The following is a 19,429-nucleotide window of genomic DNA, read 5'->3' as shown; positions in this document are numbered from 1 at the left end:
TAAATGATATGAAAATAAATTTATTTACCTTTTTATATGTCATATATTTTTGACAGTGAAAATATGTATAATGCAGGATTATAGAGATTGGAAGTATGAAAAATGAAGTTTTATGTTGTGAAAGTAAATAGTGTGCTAAAGCTTGGTTTCTTGGCAATCATAATATTGGCTGTTGCAGTCTTTGCTTATTTTTCGGCGGAAGATGTTGCTTCTGTATTTCAGCAAAAAAGAGAAATTCCCATTTATTCTGTGGATTATCCTGAAAAAAAGGTTGCCCTGACCTTTGACTGTGCCTGGGGAAGTGAGGATATACCGGATATTCTCAACACCTTGAGGGAGCACGATGTAAAAGCAACCTTTTTTATTATCGGGGTTTGGGCTGAGAAAAATCCTGATGCGGTAAAAATGATTGCGGATGACGGACACGATGTGGCGAATCATTCCTATTCCCATTACAAAATGTCCAGCCTGAAAAATTCGGCAATAAAAACTGAAATATTAAAGTGTGATAGTGTTTTAAAGAAGATTACGGGAAAAGATGTGGACTTGTTCCGACCGCCCTATGGGGATTACAACAATGACGTTGTCCGAACTGCCAGAGAATTGAACCACTATACAATACAATGGGATGTGGATTCTTTGGACTGGCGGCCGGGAATCACAGCCGACGAAATAAAAAATCGGGTGCTTAAAAATGTAAGCAACGGTTCAATTATACTGTTCCACAATGATACCAAACATACGGCTAAAATACTTCCGGAAATAATAATTTCACTCAAAGAAAAGGGATATGGCTTTATTCCCGTTTCCCAAATGATTATGAGGGAAAATTACGAAATTGACTATAGGGGCAGGCAAATAAAAAAACAGTAATGTAAGTTTTTGTTAGAGTTTTCAGTGTGATTTTTATCCTTTTACATAAAATTAAGAAAAAAGTACATTATAAAATTACAGTTATCAAAAGAAATGGGGTTTGAACCGGGTGCTGATAACAGCAATAGTTGGTCAAAACGACAAGGAGAAAACTGCGAATATTATTAATTCCATATTACACAATTCAAAAAAGCGAATCAGTATAGTTGACTCAAAGAACCTGTCCGGCTTGGATGAAAAACGGATAAAAGGTTATTTGGCTGAGCTTGAGCGAAATAAAACCGATATTCTTATACTAAAGCTTGATTTATCGGAAGTTTCTAAGGAAATTTATGACTATTTGAGATTTGATATTATTGTTTTTACCGATAAAGCCGATGAAATAAATGGTGAAATGGAACAAAATTATATGGATTTGATGAAAAAGGCTTTTTCGCTGTTGAAAGAAAAAGGGATAGCAATAGTAAATGCCGATGATAATGAGCTGAACAAGTTTTTCAAAGACATTAAACATTATATTGTGACTTACGGTTTTAATCTCAAGGCCAGCATGACCACATCAAGCATAGGAGACCTTGTTGCCAAGGACAATATGCTGTGTTGCCTGCAAAGAAGAATATATACAAAAAACGGAACGGTAATTGAGCCGCAGGAGTTTAAAGTCAGGACAGACCTTGAGAGTGTTGACCCAAGCAATGTTTTGGCTGCGGCAACTTTTGTTTTGGTAAACGGCTTTGATATAAATCAGATGAAAAATTAATGCAAGTCATAGAAAAATACTTTCAAGCATTTTCAAGTTGGTCGATATATAATATAATAATGAATACGAATGGTTTTTTGGATGTTACAGGCAAGTTTACAAGTAGTTTTTTGACTTATTTAGGAATGCAAAGAGTGGATGCATCCACGCCGGATTCCTTTCTTTGGGAATACTTAAATTGATTTTTATTTCAGTATATTTATATAAAATTTTTAGCTTCTTTCAGGAAATACCTACAAATTTAGCTAATGTATGAATAAATTAATTCTAAAAAGCATCAGAGGTGAATAACATTACATTAGATAAATTATTGGATATACGTAAGAAGCCTAAGAGAGGAGTGTGGGGGTCGGATGGTCGGAAACATCATTGAGAACAACATAGTGACCATTTCCGGTAAAATAGTATCAGAAGCGGTATTTAGTCATGAGGTTTACGGTGAGGGATTTTATTGTTTTACATTGGAAGTTCCAAGGCTCAGCGATAGTTATGACAGGATTAATGTTACAGTGTCGGAACGCCTGATTTCAAAGCAAGATTTGGAAATAGGCAAATTCATAGAGGTGGAAGGACAGTTTCGTTCCTATAACAATTATAATAATCCTGAAGGAAGCAAGCTAATACTGACTGTATTTGCCAGAGAAATCAGTTTCTTGGAGGACGATAAGAAGATCAAGAATCCGAATCAGATTTTTCTGAATGGTTTTATATGTAAAAAACCCATATACAGAACAACTCCTTTTGGAAGGGAAATTACGGATATATTGCTGGCTGTCAACAGACCATATAACAAATCGGATTACATACCCTGTATTTGCTGGGGAAGGAATGCCAGGTACTCAGCCGGACTTGATGTCGGTCAAAACATAAAGATATGGGGAAGGATACAAAGCCGTGAATATCAGAAGAAGCTGGATACGGGAGAAACTATAACAAAAGTGGCATTTGAGGTTTCTGTTTCTAAAATGGAAGTATGTACAAAAGAAGATATGGGAGAGAATCAGGAAGAGATTCAAGAAATACAGGAAATACAAGAAGTACAGGATGTACAGGAAGAGGGCGGAAATTGATCGGTTTATTTAGACTAATGTTTTTTAACTCTAATTTACAAAGAAACGTAATGGCATAAAAAAAGGTGATCTGAGATTTTACAGGTCACCTTTTCTGATATCGTTTTTTTGATTTTTTAGAGCCTATTCAAAGAGAAAGAGCTTTATTCTGCGGTTTCTTACGAAGAATCTCCATTGCCTCATGAGATACGGAATCAGGTAATAGTCCACTCCAAAGGCCCTTCCGGCACCGGCAAGCATGCAAATTGCAGCCGGGATATACCACCAAGAGGTTTCATATAATCCTGTTGACAGCAAGAAGTTGATATTAAGTGCCAATGAACCCAGACCGGCTATAAATGTAAATGTACCTGTTATGAATGCAATACCCAGACCTATTTCGGTAAGCACTATAAGCCATTGGAAAAAAAGCGCATTGGGAATTACAAGCTTTTCTGCTATAAAGGCATACCACGATGGGGTATGGGATGAAATAATTCTAAATACTTTTTCTCCGGTTTCGGTTATAGAAGCACTGGTCTGACCGTCAACAGCCATGCCGGCAAGCATCGGGGGGTTGAGCCATCCTTCTTTTAGCTTGTTTAGCCCCTCCATAAGCCAGGAATACCCTAAAAAGAGCCTTAGGGGAACAAGCCAGAAAGTTGGTGTGGTGACGGAGTAATGTTTTTCCAGAAGGAATTTTTCCTGTTTCTTTTTGACAAATTCGTGCTTGATGTATCTGAATACAAGTTCAAAACCGCCGATTCCAAAAAGATAGTGTGCGTTTACCATGTATTTCATCAATATTGCAAAAAGCCTTGGAAGACTTATTCCCATTATCTCCGCAACGGCAAAGAAGCTTCCCACGGAGACCATGACACCATGAAGTTTGGGCTTTATTTCTTGCCTTTCCTTGCCCCTGATATCATTAAGAATATTTAACGCAGCGCCTTCTCCGGTCTGCAGTGCAGACTCAACCAGTGCCGGGAGCGTGTGCCCGTTGTACTCGAAGCAGGAAGCATCTCCTACAGCGTATACGTTCTTGTATTGGGTTGTTGCGTATTTATCCACCCTTACCTTGCATGCTTTTCCTTTTTCAACAGAAACATTTTCGGAAAGACAGCAAGCCTTTATGCCGGCGGTCCAGATAAGGGTTTTTGTAGGTATTTTCCGTCCGTCCTTAAGCTCTAGGCTGTCTTCATTGAGCTTGCTTATTGCACTGTTTACAAGCACATCGACTTTCAAGGTGTTTGTGAGATACTTCATAACCTTGTTTATATTTTTATCCTTTAAATTGTTTAAAATCTTTGGCAAGGCTTCAATCAGCTTTAAGTCAACCTCAGATCTTTCTATTTTGTATTCTCTGCACAAGGATTTGACCCACTGAGCAATTTCACCGATAGTTTCAACACCGGTAAATCCGCCGCCGCCTACTACAAAGGTAAGAAGAGACTTTCTTTCCTTTGAATCGGCGGTACGGGATGCTTTGTCAAAGCAGTCTTTTATATGCTCCCTTATTGCAATGGCATCTTTAAAGGACCACAAGGGAAAGGCGTGCTCTTTCATACCAGGAATACCGTAATAGTTCGGTTCACTTCCGGCTGCAAAAATAAGATAATCGTATTCGTATTCATTGCTGTCGGATATGAGCTTGTTATTTTCAAAATCGATGTTTTTAATTTCATCTTTAATAATTTTTACATCGGTATACGCAAAAATGTTTTTCAATGGCACTATAACGCCATCTTCGCTTATTCTGTTTCCGGCAACTTCATGGAGTTCCGTCAGAAGAGTGTGGTAAGAGTTTTTGTCAATGATAGTTATCTCTATATCGTCATTTTTACGCTTCTTTTTATGGAGCGTCAAAGCAGCTTGAACTCCTGCATATCCGGCTCCCAATATCAATACTTTTCGAGCCATCCGAATCCTCCTCGCATAAAAAATAGTCTTAAGTACCGGCTTTTAGATTATACCTTGTTTTATGTTCGCTTATTAATAGTTTTAACAAATTGCTATAGATTAAATAAGCTGGGAACAAACATAACTGCTTATATGTTGTATAATACATATATTATATACCACGGTTTTTTATATATAACACAAATTATACTTGTATTAGTAATTTTTATTTAATGGATGTGCTTTCATAATTGACATATCTTTTTTCGGTATAATATAATTTTAACTTGAATGATAGTTTTATAAAACCTGGGGTATAAATATATTAATGATAATAATGCTTTATATTATATGGAGCATTGTTTGTTTAAATTGGTGATGATATGACAAAAAAGTTTTCGATAATTATTTTATGTTTAGCTTTGTGCATGGGTGTTTTACTTTCATCATGCCGCCTTAATTCTTCGAATTTGTATGAAACTCATGAATTCTTGATGGGAACCGTCATCATACAAAAAATATATCATAAAGATGCCGATAAAATTGCAAAAGAGGTAAATGACAGAATAGCCGGGATTGAATCGGCCATGACGATAAACAAGTCCGGGGGAGAAATAAACCTTTTAAATGATGCAGCAGGGAAAGAGTATGTAAAACTTGGCGAGGATACCCTGTATGTGCTCAATAAAGCCAAACAGTACGGTGAAATCAGCAATGGCGCCTTTGATGTTACCATAGGTCCTTTGGTGAAGTCCTGGGGCGTATTTACAGATAATCCTAAGGTGCCGTCGAAAAGTGAAATTGATGAGCTTTTGAAGCTGGTAAATTATAAGGATATAAATATTGACTTTGAAAATTCAACGGCCATGCTGTCAAAAAAAGGCCAGATTGTGGACCTTGGCGGAATTGCAAAGGGGTTTGCAGGGGATGCGGCGATTGAAATATACAAAAAATACGGGGTTGAGTCTGCGTTAATAAGCCTTGGAGGCAATATCTTAACGTTGGGCGGTAAACCCGATGGGACTCCATGGTCTGTGGGCATAAGAAATCCCAGAGGTGCTGACGGTTCGTATATCGGTATTGTCAGCGTGAAAGACAAGGCTGTGGTAAGTTCCGGAGATTATGAGAGGTTTTTTGAGAAGGACGGTGTGAGATACCACCATATTTTAGATCCGAAAACCGGCTATCCTGCCAATACAGGACTTATTGGAACTACCATCGTTTCAGACTATTCAATAGATGCGGATGCTCTGTCCACAACAGTTTTTGTGTTGGGGCTTGAGGAAGGTATGAAGCTTGTTGAAAGTCTTGAAGGGGTCGAGGCGGTTTTCATTACAGAGGACAAGAAAATATATGTAACGGATGGATTAAAGGATACTTTTACATTTAAGGATGAGAGCAAGGAATTTGAATATGTTGAAAAAAGGTGATTTATTTATTTTTGGGTTTGTCATAATATTAATAGCTGTATCTTTTTTTGGTGTTTCCCTTTATAAAAATTCAGGGAAAAATACCAATAAAATAGCAGTTATTATAAAAGACAACCAAGAGATACAGAGAATTGAAATAGATGCTGTAAATGAGCCTATGGAAATTATGATTTCAGGGGAATATAACGATATAATACTTGTGGAAAAAGGACGAATAAGATTTAAGGAAGCCGATTGCCCGGACAAAGTATGCGTAAATACCGGATGGCTTACGGAAAAAGGGGATATGGCGGTGTGCCTTCCCAACAAGACTATGATAAAGATTGAGGGGCAATCGAGTGATGTAGATATAGTTACGTATTAGAAAGTTTCGAAAACAGTATACAAGGTTATGGGGTAATAAAAGTGAATAATGTAAAAAAGACTATTTTGCTTGGGTTGTTTGTTTCTCAAGCTTTGATTTTATCAATAGTTGAATCTTGGATACCCGTTCCTGCTCCTGTACCGGGAGTAAAGCTTGGGCTTGCCAATATAATAACTGTTATAACTATTATATTTTTTGGATTTAGGGAAGCTCTAGCTGTGGTATTTGTGAGGTGTGTTCTTTCCTCTATATTTGGCGGAGGGGGATGGATGCTCTTTCTGTTCAGCGTAACGGGAGGAATTCTTAGCGCTGCTGTGATGTCGCTTCTCTATAAATCGGGACGTGATAAATTCAGTATTACGGGAATAAGCATTGCAGGTGCAATTTCCCATAATATCGGTCAGATACTTGTAGCAGCTTTTTTTATGAAGGATTTGGCGGTTGCCGTGGTTTTGCCGGTGCTTTTGATATCAGGCTGTATAATGGGCTTTTTTGTCGGACTTGTAAGCAGTTTTTTGGAAGGTGCGTTGAGAAAAACAAGGATATTTGATTAATATTTTCTTTGAAGAAGGGATATGAGAAAATGACATCGTCACATTATCCTGAAATTGAAAAGGAACTCGTCTTACTGGAGGAATTTATACGAAAGAACGTAAGGTCCAGAAACCGGCTTTTAAATGAAGCTGTAAGAAGTATTGTTCAATCGGGAGGAAAGAGACTGAGACCTGCCTTTGTTATCCTTGCTTCCCAATTTGGAAAATATAATAGTAAAAAGGTTATTCCTGCAGCTGCCGCGATTGAAATCCTTCATACCGCAACGCTGATTCATGATGATGTTGTGGACAGAACGAAGATTAGAAGAGGACAGGTTACTATATCTGAAGAATTTGGCGTGGATATGGCTGTATATGTGGGAGACTATTTATATACAAAAGCTGTTTTACTTTTGGCCGGAAATGTTCCAGAAAAAAGGCTTGCAATTCTTGCAAAAGGTATAAAAGCAATATGTGAAGGTGAAGTTGATCAGTTTGAGCACAAATATTCCATTGATACGTCAGTAATTACCTATTTGAAGAGAATAGGCAGAAAGACGGCTGTGCTTTTCGGTTCGGCATGTGCCCTGGGGGCTGATATTGCAAAATGTCCAGAAAAGATTTCAAGAAGCCTTGTCAAGTTTGGACTTTACTATGGAATGGCCTTTCAAATAAAGGATGATATCAACAACTACACAAAATCCCGATATGAGGAAGGTAAGCCAGTGGGCAACGACATATTGGAAGGAGTAATAACCCTGCCTGTAATATTGGGTCTTAGGTTAAATCCTAAATTAAGGGAACCCCTTCGGAATTTTTTGGATAAAAGAGGAAATGTCCAAGAGGAAGAAGCAGCCCATGTGGTGGAATTGATAAAAGAATCAGGTGGGATTGAAGAATCAAGGGTGCTTCTTAATAAATATATTGAAAGAGCGTTAAAAGAACTTCAGAATCTTCCGGATAACGAATATAAAAAGGCTTTTGAAAGGATAATCAAGGATTTGTGATGTAAAATGGGCTTGAAAACATATAGAATTTATATTATTGTATAATTAGAAGGTAAAAAAAATATAGGAAGGATAGATGCTGATGATTAAAGTGGTTTGTGGTAAAAAGGGTGTCGGAAAGACAAGGGCCCTTGTAGACTCTGCAAACAGTTTCGTGTCAACAGCTTTTGGCGACGCAGTTTTTATTGACGGAAGCAGCCAGTTAATGTACGACCTGAATCACAAAGTTAGGTTTATTAACGTATCCGAGTTTCCGATCGACATCAGCAGTTCCTGTACATTTCTCGGTTTTATCTGCGGTATTATTTCGAGCAATTTTGATGTAAAATGTGTATACATCGATGACCTGATACGTATTGTCAGGAAGTTGCCGAATGAATTGAAAGATTTGTTCGAAGGTTTCAACGAGCTTTCAGAAAAATTTAATGTTGATTTTTATCTTTCCGTTGAAGGCGATCCCGATTCCATGCCGGAGTTTATAAAGGAGTGTTATTAGAGGCAGGAAAAGGGATTTTGTTTTGCGCGGATAAAGCCAAATTTAATGTTTGTATTACATAGGCCGGGGATAATTAAAAGTATCCTTGGCTTTTTGTTTGGCTTCTTTAAGTGAAATGAAATTATTATGTGTTATAATACTTTATAGTATTGTTTGATTACAAATGGTGTTCAATGTATAATAGGATGATGGACCAAAAAAACTTATTAAAGGGTGCTGGAATGAACAATATTGCTTCAGTTGCTATTAGTAATACAACAAGAAAATTTGACAAGGATTATCATTATATAATTCCTGATAAATATATTGGCAGTATAAAACCTGGCATGAGGGTGATTGTGCCTTTCGGAAAGTCAAACCGGCTGGTGGAGGGCTATGTCCTGGATGTGCTAAACAGCCCCGACGTTTCTTCTTTGAAGGAGATAAGCAGAGTTGTAGACGAAAAACCGGTTTTGAAGGAAAATATGATAAAGCTGGCTTACTGGATGAAAAAACAGTATATTTGCACCTATTCCGACACCATAAAATGTATGCTGCCGCCGGGAATAGGAGTAAGCAGTACAAAAATTGTCAAGCTTATGAATAGTGAAGGTAACTTTAAAGAAAGCATTAAAAAGATAATTGATGTTCTGGCTAATAACGGCGGTGAAATGGAGTATGAAGAATTAAAAAACGAGGTTAATACCAAAACCTTTGCAAAATATATTAACAGCCTTAGAGAACAAGGATGTATAGAGGTGTGTGAAGAGTTTACCTCCAAAGTGAGGGAAAAACGCATCCGGGTGGTGTACCTTGCAAAGCCTTGGGAAGAAGTGGTTTACGATATCGATAGCAACAAGATTAAAAACATTAAGCATATAAGAATACTTGAATTGCTTGTTGAAAATGAGTACATTCCGGTGGGGGATATCGTGCGCTTTGTGGGTGCGTCAGCCAAAGTTTTGGATACTTTGAAAAAGAACGGGTATTTGGAGTTTGGAGATATTGAAGTTACAAGGGACCCTGTAGCCAACATGACCTATGAAAAAACCCTTCCGATGAAGCCTACGGATGAGCAACGGGTTGTAATAGACAGAGTAAAAAACATGCTGGATTTACGAGAGTTTAAAGAAGTTTTGCTGCATGGAATTACGGGGAGCGGAAAAACCGAGGTTTACCTTCAATTGATAGGACACTGCATCAATATGGGAAAGCAGGCTATTGTATTGGTTCCCGAAATATCACTGACTCCTCAGATGGTAAACAGGTTTAAAGGAAGATTTGGCGAAGATGTGGCGGTAATGCACAGCCGCTTGTCCTTGGGTGAAAGATATGACCAGTGGAGGCTTGTAAGAGACGGCAAGACCAAGGTTGTGGTGGGAGCAAGGTCGGCTGTATTTGCCCCTTTTGACAATCTTGGCCTGGTGATTATAGATGAGGAGCATGAAAGCTCCTACAAATCGGAAATTGTGCCCAAATACCATGCTGCTGAAATTGCAAGACAGAGATGTATTATTGAAAATGCGGTATTGCTGTACGGTTCGGCAACACCTTCGGTGGAGACTTATTACAGGGCAAAGACAGGGGAAATTGAGCTTTTGGAGATGACCAAAAGGGCCAACAATATGCTCCTTCCGGAAGTTAGAATTATTGATATGAGGGATGAACTAAATGCCGGCAACAGGTCTGTGTTTAGCCGGTGCCTTCAAGATGAAATCGGAAAAAACATTGCCAACGGGCAGCAGACCATTGTTTTTTTGAACAGAAGGGGTTATGCCACATTTATACTTTGCAGGAACTGTGGCTATGTTTTAAAATGTCCTTATTGCGATGTTTCGCTGACATACCATTCCCATGAGGAGCGGATCATTTGCCACTACTGCGGGTTTACTGTGAAAAATCCTGAGCGTTGTCCTAAATGCAAAAGCAATCATATCAGGAACTTTGGCACGGGGACCCAGAGGATTGAAGAAGAGGTAAAAAAGCAGTTTGATGGCTGCACGGTAATAAGGATGGATTTGGACACAACTACCGGTAAAAACTCTCACGAGGAGATACTCAGAAAGTTTAGGGATGACAATATAAATGTAATGGTGGGTACTCAGATGATTGCCAAAGGTCATGATTTTCCCAATGTTACACTGGTGGGGGTGCTTGCGGCGGACAGCATTCTAAACACAGGGGACTTTAAGGCGGCGGAGAGGACATTTCAGCTCATTACACAGGTTGCCGGAAGAGCAGGAAGGGGAACGATTCCCGGGAGGGTGATAATCCAGACATACAACACGGACAACTACAGTATTATCTGCGCCTGTGAGCAGGACTATATTTCATTTTACGAGAATGAAATCCTTGTGAGAAAGAAGCTTTTGTATCCTCCTTTTACGAACTTGGCATCGGTGATATTGAGCGGAATAAATGATAAACAGGTATTAAGCAGGGCTGTTTTTGTCAAAAATGAGATTAATAAGCACTTAAAAGATGACGGTTTAAAAACACAAATTTTAGGGCCGCTCAGGGCACCATTGTCTAAAGTAAGAAATAAATATAGATGGAGAATAGTAATAAAATGTGAAGAATCAGATAAACTTATAGATGTATTGACAAAAGTTTCGGACAGTTATTATTCAAATAACGCGAAAAATTCTGTTGCCTTAAGTGTGGATATAAATCCGGTTAATATGTTATAATACATTTATATTTTTGTAGACTAATAAATACATGGGGGAAGGAAAATGGCTGTAAGATTTATCAGAGAAGATGGAGACGAAATCTTAAGAAAGGTATCGAAAAAAGTTGATGTTATTGATGAAAAAATAAAAACCTTGTTGGATGATATGGTGGAAACGATGTATGCTGCTAACGGCGTAGGTCTTGCAGCACCTCAGGTGGGTATTTTAAAGAGAGTGGTTGTAATTGACGTGGGAGACGGATTGATGGAATTAATAAACCCTGAGATAGTATTGCAGGAAGGTGAGCAGATAGATATTGAGGGTTGTCTTAGCATACCCGGAGTTGCGGGAGAGGTAAAAAGACCGGCAAGGGTAGTGGTGGAAGCTTTGAATCGCGAAGGCGAAAAAATAACCGTTGAGGGCAAGGAGCTTCTTGCTGTTGCATTGTGTCATGAAATTGACCATCTTGACGGTATTTTGTTTAAAGACAAGGTTATACGTTTTATTGATGACGATGAAATGGAAAAGAGGAGAGAGGGCAAACGAAAAAATAAAAAATAAGGGATAACGAATAAAAATGGATTTCTAGAAAAAAGAGGTGACAGCTTTGAGAATAGTTTTCATGGGTACTCCGGAATTTGCCGTTCCAAGCCTTGAGATGCTTGTAACGGAAGGATATGAAGTGGCGGCAGTTGTCACCCAGCCTGACAAACCCAAGGGCAGGGGAAAGAAGACAGCTATGCCTCCTGTAAAAGAGTATGCAATAAATAACAATATTGAGGTTTTGCAGCCTTCAAAGGTAAAAACCCCCGAATTTGTGAGCGCTATCCGGGATTTAAAACCCGATTTGCTGGTTACTGCGGCTTACGGTAAAATTCTTCCCCAAGATGTTCTGGACATTCCTCCCTATGGGTGCATAAATGTCCATGGTTCGCTTTTACCGAAATACAGGGGAGCAGCCCCGGTGAATTGGGCTATTATAAACGGAGAGAAGATAACCGGAATTACGACAATGTACACCGATGCAGGCATGGATACAGGGGATATGCTTTTGAAAGCCGAAATAGAGATAACCGACGATATGACGGCGGGTGAGCTGTATGACAAGCTTGCCCGGCTTGGAGCACAGGTGTTGAAGGATACTGTTAAAAAAATTGAGGACGGTACTCTCCAAAGGATTCCCCAGCCTCATGAGCAGGCTACATATGCGCCGATTATGGATAAATCTGTGGGATGTATTGACTGGTCAAAGTCCGCAAGGGCTGTCCACAATCTTGTTAGGGGTACCAATCCGTGGCCGGTGGCGTTTACATATTATAAGGGGCAAAAAATGAAAGTATGGGTGACATCGGTTTTAAATGAAGAGAACCGAAATATTGCACCGGGTACAATCTGCAAAGTAGGAAAAGAAGGTCTTGTTGTTGCTTGCGGTACCGGAATGATTGCGGTAAAAGAAGTTCAATTTGAATCATCAAGGAGAATGACCATAGAGGAATATATCTGCGGACATAAAATGGACGAAGGTGAAATACTTGGACAATAGCTATAGAAAGTTTGCATCTTTGATGGGTACTGTACTGGTTTTATTTGTTTCGGTATTGATTGCTTTCGGCTTGTTGTACAGTTACTCCACAATTAATACATATAATTTTATATTATTGTTTTTAATACTGTTGACAATTGTAATTACACTGTTTTATTTTATATCTTCTATAGCTATTATGTATGTTTACAGGCGAAAAAAAGCAGGAAAACCAATTTTGTATATTGCGCGAATCGGGTTAAAAATGCTTTTTCCCCTGGTTGTTGTTTTGACAGGACTTTTTAGGGGCAATAAAGATACGATAAAAAAGTTTTACATTGATTTTAACAATTTGCTGGTAGATACAATGGGCAAAAAGTACAGACCTGATGAGATAATGATACTTCTTCCCCATTGCTTGCAGTATTCCGAGTGTCAGTATAAAATAACAAATGACATAGGCAACTGCAAAAGATGCGGAAAGTGCTGCATTGGTTTTATAGCCGATATATCGGTCGAGAAAGAGGTTGCGGCTTATGTGGTTACCGGCGGAACTGCCGCAAGAAACATTGTTTCAAAGAAAAGGCCCCAAATTATTGTTTCTGTGGCATGTGAAAGGGATTTGACCAGCGGGATTGCCGATGTTGGGAGTATACCTGTTATTGGAATAATAAATGACAGACCCAACGGTCCGTGTTATAATACAAATGTGGATGTTGATGCTTTAAGGAATAAACTTGAAAATATTATAAAAGAGTAAAAAAAGGAGGCTTTGCCATGTATGGTATTGATCAATATTATATAATTTTTGTTTTACCCGCTCTTCTTCTTTCAATATTTGCACAGTTCAAGGTAAAGAGTACATTTAGCAAATACAGCCGTGTTAGGAATACCAGCGGAATGACGGGAGCGGATATTGCAAGGTTGATTCTTGATAGGAACGGACTTAGCGATGTCAGGGTTGAAAGAATTGCAGGAGAACTCACAGACCATTATGACCCTAAAGCAAAGGTGGTAAGACTTTCACAATCGGTTTACGGCAGTAATTCCGTGGCCGCAATCGGAGTTGCAGCTCACGAAACCGGGCATGCCATTCAGCACAGTGTGCAATACGGCCCATTGGTTTTAAGACATACTTTAGTCCCGGTGGCAAACATAGGTTCATCTTTGGGCTTTCCGCTTGCGATAGCCGGGTTGTTTTTAGGCTTGCCTTTTTTGGTTAATGTGGGAATAATATTTTTCTCTCTTGCAGTGGCATTCTATATAATTACGCTGCCTGTTGAATTTAATGCAAGCAGCAGAGCAATACGCACCATTGAAGATACCGGCGTATTAAACTATGATGAAATTGACCCGGCAAAGAAGGTTTTGTCGGCTGCTGCCTTGACTTATGTCGCTGCTGCCGCTGTTGCAATCGGAAACCTTCTGCGTCTGATTATGCTTACAAAAAGAAGAGATTGACGGATATGAGAATAAAAGTTGACAAACCAAGAGAAACTGCACTTAAAATATTGTATGATATCAATGAAAAGGGAGCATATTCAAACATTTCCCTGAATAAATATTTGAATGGCTTTGAATTTGAGAGTGTTGACAGAGCCTTTATCACTGATATTGTATATGGAACGTTAAAGTGGAAATACACTATTGATTATTTGATTGAGAAGTTTTCGTCAATTAAAATTAAGAAGCTTTCTCCATGGATTCTTAATATTTTAAGAATGGGTATTTATCAGATAATTTACATGGACAGAATACCTGTTTCTGCTGCGTGCAATGAAAGCGTAAAGCTTGCAACAAAGTATGGCCATGCTGCCAGCAGCAAATATGTTAATGCTGTCCTAAGAAATATAGCAAGAAGCAAAGAGAATTTGCCGTATCCCGATAAAAACAAGGATACGGCACACTATCTTTCAATAAAGTATTCTCATCCTCTATGGATGGTAAAGGATTGGCTTTTACGCTTTGGTGAGGAATTTACCGAAGGGCTTTTAAAAGCCAATAATGATGTTGCACGGTTTACCGTCAGAGTAAATGACTTAAAAATATCCAAAGAAGAACTTATTGATATGTTAACGGGCGACGGATTTGAGGTTGAAAACGGGAAGTATCTGGATGAAGCATTGATAATAAAGAATCCTTCGGCGGTTCAAAAGATGGGGGCCTTTGCAAAGGGATATTTTCAGGTACAGGACGAAAGCTCCATGCTTGTGGCAAAGGTTTTGGACCCAAAACCGGGAGAGACTGTACTTGATGTTTGCAGCGCGCCTGGGGGAAAGTCCACCCATATAGCTCAGATTATGAAAAACCGGGGGACTGTGATATCCAGAGACATTCATGAGCATAAAATCAAGCTGATAGAACAGGCGAAAGAAAGATTGGGCCTTGAGATAATCAAAATAGAAGTTTTTGACGCTGCAGTTTTGGATAGCAATTTAGTGGGAAAAATTGATAGAGTTTTAGTGGATGCTCCGTGTACCGGTTTTGGTATAATAAGAAGGAAACCGGATATAAAATGGTCGAGAAATCTGGAAGACAAGGCTGAGATTGTGAGCCTTCAGGAAAAAATACTTTCTACAGCGTCAGAATATGTAAAAGATGGTGGTGTGCTTGTGTACAGCACCTGTACCATAGAACCGGAAGAGAATGAAAAAGCGGTGGAAAAGTTTGTGAGTGGAAATAAAGACTTTTATTTGGAGGATATAACAGACCTACTTCCGGAAAGCTTAAGAAAAGAAAGCGCTAGCAAAGGATACATTCAGCTATATCCTAATATAGACGGCATTGACGGATTTTTTATTGCAAGAATGAGAAAAAGGAGCAGGTAAAATGGACACAAAGGTAGACCTTCTCAGCATGACGATAGAGGAACTTGAGAATATGATGGTTCAAATGGGTCAGCAAAAGTTTCGGGCAAAGCAGATTTTTCAGTGGACCAATAAAGGAATTAAAGACATTGATGCTATGACAAATCTCTCAAAGGATTTGAGGGACCAGTTAAAGGAAAGGGCATATATAAACAGTTTTGAGATTATAAAAAAGTTTGTTTCTAGCATTGACGGCACAATCAAATATCTGTTCAGATTAAACGACGGCAATATTATCGAAAGCGTGCTTATGAAATATGTGCATGGCCATAGTGCCTGTATTTCTTCCCAGGTAGGCTGCAAAATGGGATGCAAATTTTGTGCCTCTACAGGTGCCGGATTTGTCAGAAACCTCACACCGGGAGAGATGCTTGACCAGATTTTGACTATACAGAATGATACAAACAACAGAATTGGAAATGTGGTAATAATGGGTATAGGAGAGCCTTTGGACAATTACGATAACATGGTGAAATTCTTAAGGCTCATAAACCACAAGGATGGTGTCAATTTGGGGGCAAGACATATTTCGGTTTCAACCTGTGGACTTGTTCCTGAAATTTTAAGACTTGCAGAAGAAAAAATGCCTGTTACTTTGTCTATTTCACTTCATGCTCCAAACGACGCAATCAGGGAAAAAATTATGCCTGTAAATAAAAGGTATTCTATTGACAAAATTATTGAAGCATGTAAGATATATACTGAGACTACTAATAGAAGAATTACCTTTGAGTATGCCATGATTGACGGAGTGAACGATTCAAAGGAAAATGCGTTGGAGCTTGCAGAAAGGATCCGGGGTATGTTGTGTCATGTCAATCTGATACCGGTAAATACCGTATCGGATACCGGATTTAATAGAAGTTCGAAGGAGAAAATAGCGGCATTCAAGGGAATTCTTGAAAGGTATGGTGTTGAAACAACTGTGAGGCGCGAGCTTGGTAGTGACATAAATGCGGCATGCGGACAGCTTCGAAGAAGCTTGATGGAAGAAGGACAGCCGGTATATTAGTGTTCTGGCACTTAAAGCCATTGTGAACGTTCAACATTTTAAGCTAAACAGGGGAGTGATAGAGTGAGATTTGCAGCGAAAAGCGATAGGGGAATAGTAAGGGAGCTCAATGAGGATAATTACAAGTTGATAACAGGATATGAAGGTGTTCCGGATGTCTTTGTTGTTGCTGACGGAATGGGAGGACACAGTTCAGGAGAGTTGGCCAGCGCTATGGCTGTTGAATTCGCGGAAAAGTACATACTGGAGCATCGGGAACTATTCTCCAAAGAAGAAAGCATACTTTTCACTATAAAAGAACTTATGGAAGAAGCAAATACGGTGATATTCAACACAGCTGCAGAATCACAACTCAACTTCGGAATGGGCACCACCTTTATTACAGCCGCTATACTGAAAGACAAAATGTATGTAGGCCATGTAGGAGACAGCAGGGTATATTTAATTCGGGACGGCAAAATAGAAAAGGTTACGACAGATCATTCATATATTGAGGAATTGATAAAAAACGGTTCGCTAACAAGGGAAGAAGCGCAAAACCATCCTCAGAGAAATGTCATCACCAGAGCTTTAGGCTGTGAGGAAAAAATTCTTATTGACACACTTACCGTTGAAATAAAGGAAAATGATATATTTGTTTTATGCACTGACGGGCTTACAAATATGCTGAAAGAAGATGAAATATTGGACGTAATTATAAAAAATGATGACCCTGAAGCGTCATGCAGTGAGCTTGTGCAATTGGCAAACGAAAAAGGCGGAGAAGACAACATTACGGTTATTGTAATAATAAACAACTAAGGGGAGAATAACAAGACAGGGAGTTAGATGTAAATTGATAATGCTATGAAATGCAGAGGTGCTTAATATGGTTGGTCAAATTTTAGGGAATAGATATGAGTTGATTGAGAAAATCGGTGAGGGCGGAATGGCCTATGTATATAAAGCAAAATGCAGGTTGCTGAACCGGTTTGTGGCAGTTAAGATTTTAAAGCCGGAATTTATCAATGATGAGGAATTTCTCAAGAGATTTAAGATAGAGGCTCAGGCTGCTGCAAGTCTTTCGCATCCGAACATAGTTTCCATATATGATGTAGGGCATGAGAATGACATCCATTATATTGTTATGGAGTATGTAAACGGGCAGACATTGAAAGAATATCTTGATGAGAATGGAGTTCTTTACTGGAAAGACGCAGTAAATGTTGCCATCCAGATATGTCAGGCTATTGAACATGCACATAAAAATCATGTTGTTCACAGAGACATAAAGCCGCACAATATTTTGCTTACAAAGGACGGTATGTTGAAGGTTACTGATTTCGGCATTGCAAGAGCTGTCAGCTCATCCACCATAACCATGGCAGGGAACACAATAGGCTCTGTACATTATTTTTCACCGGAGCAGGCGCGAGGAGGATTTACCGATGAAAAATCAGACATTTACTCTTTGGGAATAGTACTGTACGAACTTTTGACAGGCAGGCTTCCCTTTGACGGAGAGTCCCCTGTGGCTGTTGCGATAAAACATATTCAGGATGAGCCCATGGAGCCTCTAAGTATTAGAGAGGATATACCATTGGGCGTTAACAGTATTGTTATGCGGGCCATTCAGAAGGATCAGGCATTAAGGTATCAATCTGCATCCGAGCTATTGAGGGATTTGCACAGAGTTTTAAGAGAGCCCGATGCCGAGTTTATGAAGGCTAGAAGCACAGAAGACAGTCCCACGGTGAGAATTCCGTCAATTAAGAAAAAGGAACTTGCTCTAGATAGGGACACATCTAAAAAAGCAGGTGATGAAGTCGTGCCAAAGAAGAAAAAAGATAATAAAACCACTGTGTGGGCAGTGGTGACATCAATTTTGGTTATTCTGGTTCTGGGAGCCTTGATGGTAAAGGGCTTAGGACCCGTTGTGTATTCAATGTTCAGCAAACCGGAAGATTTTATTGTTGAGGATTACAGGAATCAGAATTTCTATGAAGTAAAAGGAAAATTGTCCCAGTACCAAATTGAAGCAGTGGAAATAAGAAAGAACCATGATGAAATACCGAAAGATGTAATAATTTCTCAAGATAAAGCTGTCGGCGAAAAAATAAAGCCAGGAGGATTTGCGAAGATTGAATTTGAAGTAAGTAACGGTCCGTTGCTTGTAAAAATACCGGATCTCAGAAGAATGGAATACAGGCAGGCGGAATTAGAACTTATACAGCTAGGACTTAAACCTGAGAAAGTGGATGAGTATAATGATATTGTTTCAAAGGGTGTCGTAATAAGGACAGAACCGGACATAAACGAAGAAGTAAAGCCCGGTACTATTGTAAAAGTTTATAGAAGTTTAGGACCGGAGATAAAATACAGTTTGGTTCCGAACCTGGTGGGTAAGACAAAAAGTGAGGCTTTAAATCTCTTGGTGGGAGCAAATCTTACCATGGGTAAAATATTCCCGGAAGACATGACATATGCCAGAGACAAAATAATCAGGCAGGAACCTAAAGCCGGGACCGAAGTTGAAGAGGGGACTCCTGTAAACATATATCTTGAGGATTATAATCCTGACCAAAAGCACGTTGCTCGTATTATTGAGCTTGACAATCCCGACAATTACGGAGAAAATATAAAGCTTTTGGTAAATATAACAAGATCGGATACCAACAAAGTTGAAACCTTGTACAGTGAAGTAAGGAAAAAAAGTGACTTCCCTATAACCATTTCCATACCGGTACCTAATGGAGGAAGTACTTTGGTAAGGGTTTATCTTGATAACAGAAGCTATATGGAGTTTACAGAAGAGTTTAACAGACGCAGTACGGAAAGCAATACTGATGTAAGCAATAATAGTAATAATGGCAAAAATACTAATAACTCTAATAACTCTAATAACTCTAATAACAACAATGATGCTGAAAATGCGGAAGATCCCGATGAAGAAGGTCAGACAGAATATGCGGAAGAGAATTAAGGAG

The 19,429-nt window shown here is 39.0% G+C and carries 18 protein-coding genes; 17 read left to right on the top strand and 1 reads right to left on the bottom strand.

All coding sequences use genetic code 11. The features are described from left to right. Positions 1 to 102 precede the first annotated feature (102 nt). The 3 genes from PLH43_RS02665 (at position 103) to PLH43_RS02655 (ending at position 2,703) form a co-directional block, all read left to right on the top strand. Positions 103 to 873: a polysaccharide deacetylase family protein gene (locus PLH43_RS02665; protein ID WP_324359804.1), complete on the top strand. Its 771-nt coding sequence runs from the start codon at positions 103 to 105 to the stop codon at positions 871 to 873. A 109-nt stretch (positions 874 to 982) separates the two neighbouring features. Further along, positions 983 to 1,633, top strand: a complete 651-nt coding sequence (locus PLH43_RS02660; RefSeq protein WP_324359802.1) for a Mur ligase family protein — start codon at positions 983 to 985, stop codon at positions 1,631 to 1,633. Positions 1,634 to 1,986: 353 nt separating this feature from the next. Next, the gene (locus tag PLH43_RS02655) at positions 1,987 to 2,703 is read left to right on the top strand and encodes a single-stranded DNA-binding protein (RefSeq protein ID WP_324359800.1); all 717 of its coding nucleotides are present in this window, start codon (positions 1,987 to 1,989) and stop codon (positions 2,701 to 2,703) included. A 123-nt stretch (positions 2,704 to 2,826) separates the two neighbouring features. Here PLH43_RS02655 and PLH43_RS02650 read toward each other — a convergent pair whose 3' ends face one another. Further along, positions 2,827 to 4,602 carry an FAD-dependent oxidoreductase gene (locus PLH43_RS02650; RefSeq protein ID WP_324359798.1) on the bottom strand — a complete coding sequence of 592 codons (1,776 nt, stop codon included), beginning with the start codon at positions 4,600 to 4,602 and terminating at the stop codon, positions 2,827 to 2,829. Between the two features lie 362 nt (positions 4,603 to 4,964). Between PLH43_RS02650 and PLH43_RS02645 the strand changes: the two genes are divergently transcribed. The 14 genes from PLH43_RS02645 (at position 4,965) to pknB (ending at position 19,425) form a co-directional block, all read left to right on the top strand. Continuing rightward, positions 4,965 to 6,011, top strand: coding sequence for an FAD:protein FMN transferase (locus PLH43_RS02645; protein ID WP_324359796.1), 1,047 nt, complete (start codon positions 4,965 to 4,967; stop codon positions 6,009 to 6,011). Further along, on the top strand, positions 5,995 to 6,375 hold the full coding sequence (locus PLH43_RS02640; RefSeq protein WP_324359794.1) for a NusG domain II-containing protein: 381 nt from the start codon (positions 5,995 to 5,997) through the stop codon (positions 6,373 to 6,375). Before PLH43_RS02645 ends, PLH43_RS02640 begins: the two co-directional genes overlap by 17 nt. A 41-nt stretch (positions 6,376 to 6,416) precedes the next feature. After that, entirely contained in the window at positions 6,417 to 6,929 is a 513-nt protein-coding gene (locus tag PLH43_RS02635; RefSeq protein ID WP_324359792.1) for a Gx transporter family protein, read from the top strand. A gap of 29 nt (positions 6,930 to 6,958) precedes the next feature. Continuing rightward, the gene (locus PLH43_RS02630; protein ID WP_324359790.1) at positions 6,959 to 7,915 is read left to right on the top strand and encodes a polyprenyl synthetase family protein; all 957 of its coding nucleotides are present in this window, start codon (positions 6,959 to 6,961) and stop codon (positions 7,913 to 7,915) included. 76 nt (positions 7,916 to 7,991) lie between these two features. Continuing rightward, positions 7,992 to 8,411, top strand: coding sequence for a hypothetical protein (locus tag PLH43_RS02625; protein WP_324359788.1), 420 nt, complete (start codon positions 7,992 to 7,994; stop codon positions 8,409 to 8,411). Positions 8,412 to 8,632: 221 nt separating this feature from the next. Continuing rightward, positions 8,633 to 11,080 carry a primosomal protein N' gene (gene priA / locus PLH43_RS02620; protein WP_324359786.1) on the top strand — a complete coding sequence of 816 codons (2,448 nt, stop codon included), beginning with the start codon at positions 8,633 to 8,635 and terminating at the stop codon, positions 11,078 to 11,080. Positions 11,081 to 11,125: 45 nt separating this feature from the next. After that, entirely contained in the window at positions 11,126 to 11,623 is a 498-nt protein-coding gene (def, locus tag PLH43_RS02615; protein ID WP_324359784.1) for a peptide deformylase, read from the top strand. Between the two features lie 46 nt (positions 11,624 to 11,669). After that, positions 11,670 to 12,605 carry a methionyl-tRNA formyltransferase gene (gene fmt, locus PLH43_RS02610; RefSeq protein ID WP_324359782.1) on the top strand — a complete coding sequence of 312 codons (936 nt, stop codon included), beginning with the start codon at positions 11,670 to 11,672 and terminating at the stop codon, positions 12,603 to 12,605. Beyond that, positions 12,586 to 13,344 carry a DUF116 domain-containing protein gene (locus PLH43_RS02605; RefSeq protein ID WP_324359780.1) on the top strand — a complete coding sequence of 253 codons (759 nt, stop codon included), beginning with the start codon at positions 12,586 to 12,588 and terminating at the stop codon, positions 13,342 to 13,344. The genes fmt and PLH43_RS02605 overlap by 20 nt, the downstream gene beginning before the upstream one ends. A gap of 17 nt (positions 13,345 to 13,361) precedes the next feature. Beyond that, on the top strand, positions 13,362 to 14,045 hold the full coding sequence (locus PLH43_RS02600) for a zinc metallopeptidase (protein ID WP_324359778.1): 684 nt from the start codon (positions 13,362 to 13,364) through the stop codon (positions 14,043 to 14,045). 5 nt (positions 14,046 to 14,050) lie between these two features. Beyond that, positions 14,051 to 15,412, top strand: coding sequence for a 16S rRNA (cytosine(967)-C(5))-methyltransferase RsmB (gene rsmB / locus PLH43_RS02595; RefSeq protein WP_324359777.1), 1,362 nt, complete (start codon positions 14,051 to 14,053; stop codon positions 15,410 to 15,412). Between the two features lies 1 nt (position 15,413). Continuing rightward, positions 15,414 to 16,463: a 23S rRNA (adenine(2503)-C(2))-methyltransferase RlmN gene (rlmN, locus tag PLH43_RS02590; protein ID WP_324359775.1), complete on the top strand. Its 1,050-nt coding sequence runs from the start codon at positions 15,414 to 15,416 to the stop codon at positions 16,461 to 16,463. 63 nt (positions 16,464 to 16,526) lie between these two features. Then, positions 16,527 to 17,264, top strand: a complete 738-nt coding sequence (locus tag PLH43_RS02585; RefSeq protein ID WP_324359773.1) for a Stp1/IreP family PP2C-type Ser/Thr phosphatase — start codon at positions 16,527 to 16,529, stop codon at positions 17,262 to 17,264. A 67-nt stretch (positions 17,265 to 17,331) separates the two neighbouring features. Then, positions 17,332 to 19,425 carry a Stk1 family PASTA domain-containing Ser/Thr kinase gene (gene pknB / locus PLH43_RS02580; RefSeq protein ID WP_324359771.1) on the top strand — a complete coding sequence of 698 codons (2,094 nt, stop codon included), beginning with the start codon at positions 17,332 to 17,334 and terminating at the stop codon, positions 19,423 to 19,425. The last annotated feature ends 4 nt before the right edge of the window (positions 19,426 to 19,429 follow it).

The sequence above is a fragment of the Acetivibrio sp. genome (assembly GCF_035371925.1).
Taxonomy (GTDB): Bacteria; Bacillota; Clostridia; order Acetivibrionales; family Acetivibrionaceae; genus Hungateiclostridium.
The sequence above is the reverse complement of the archived record's forward strand: the minus strand, read 5'-3'. Positions and strand labels throughout refer to the sequence as shown.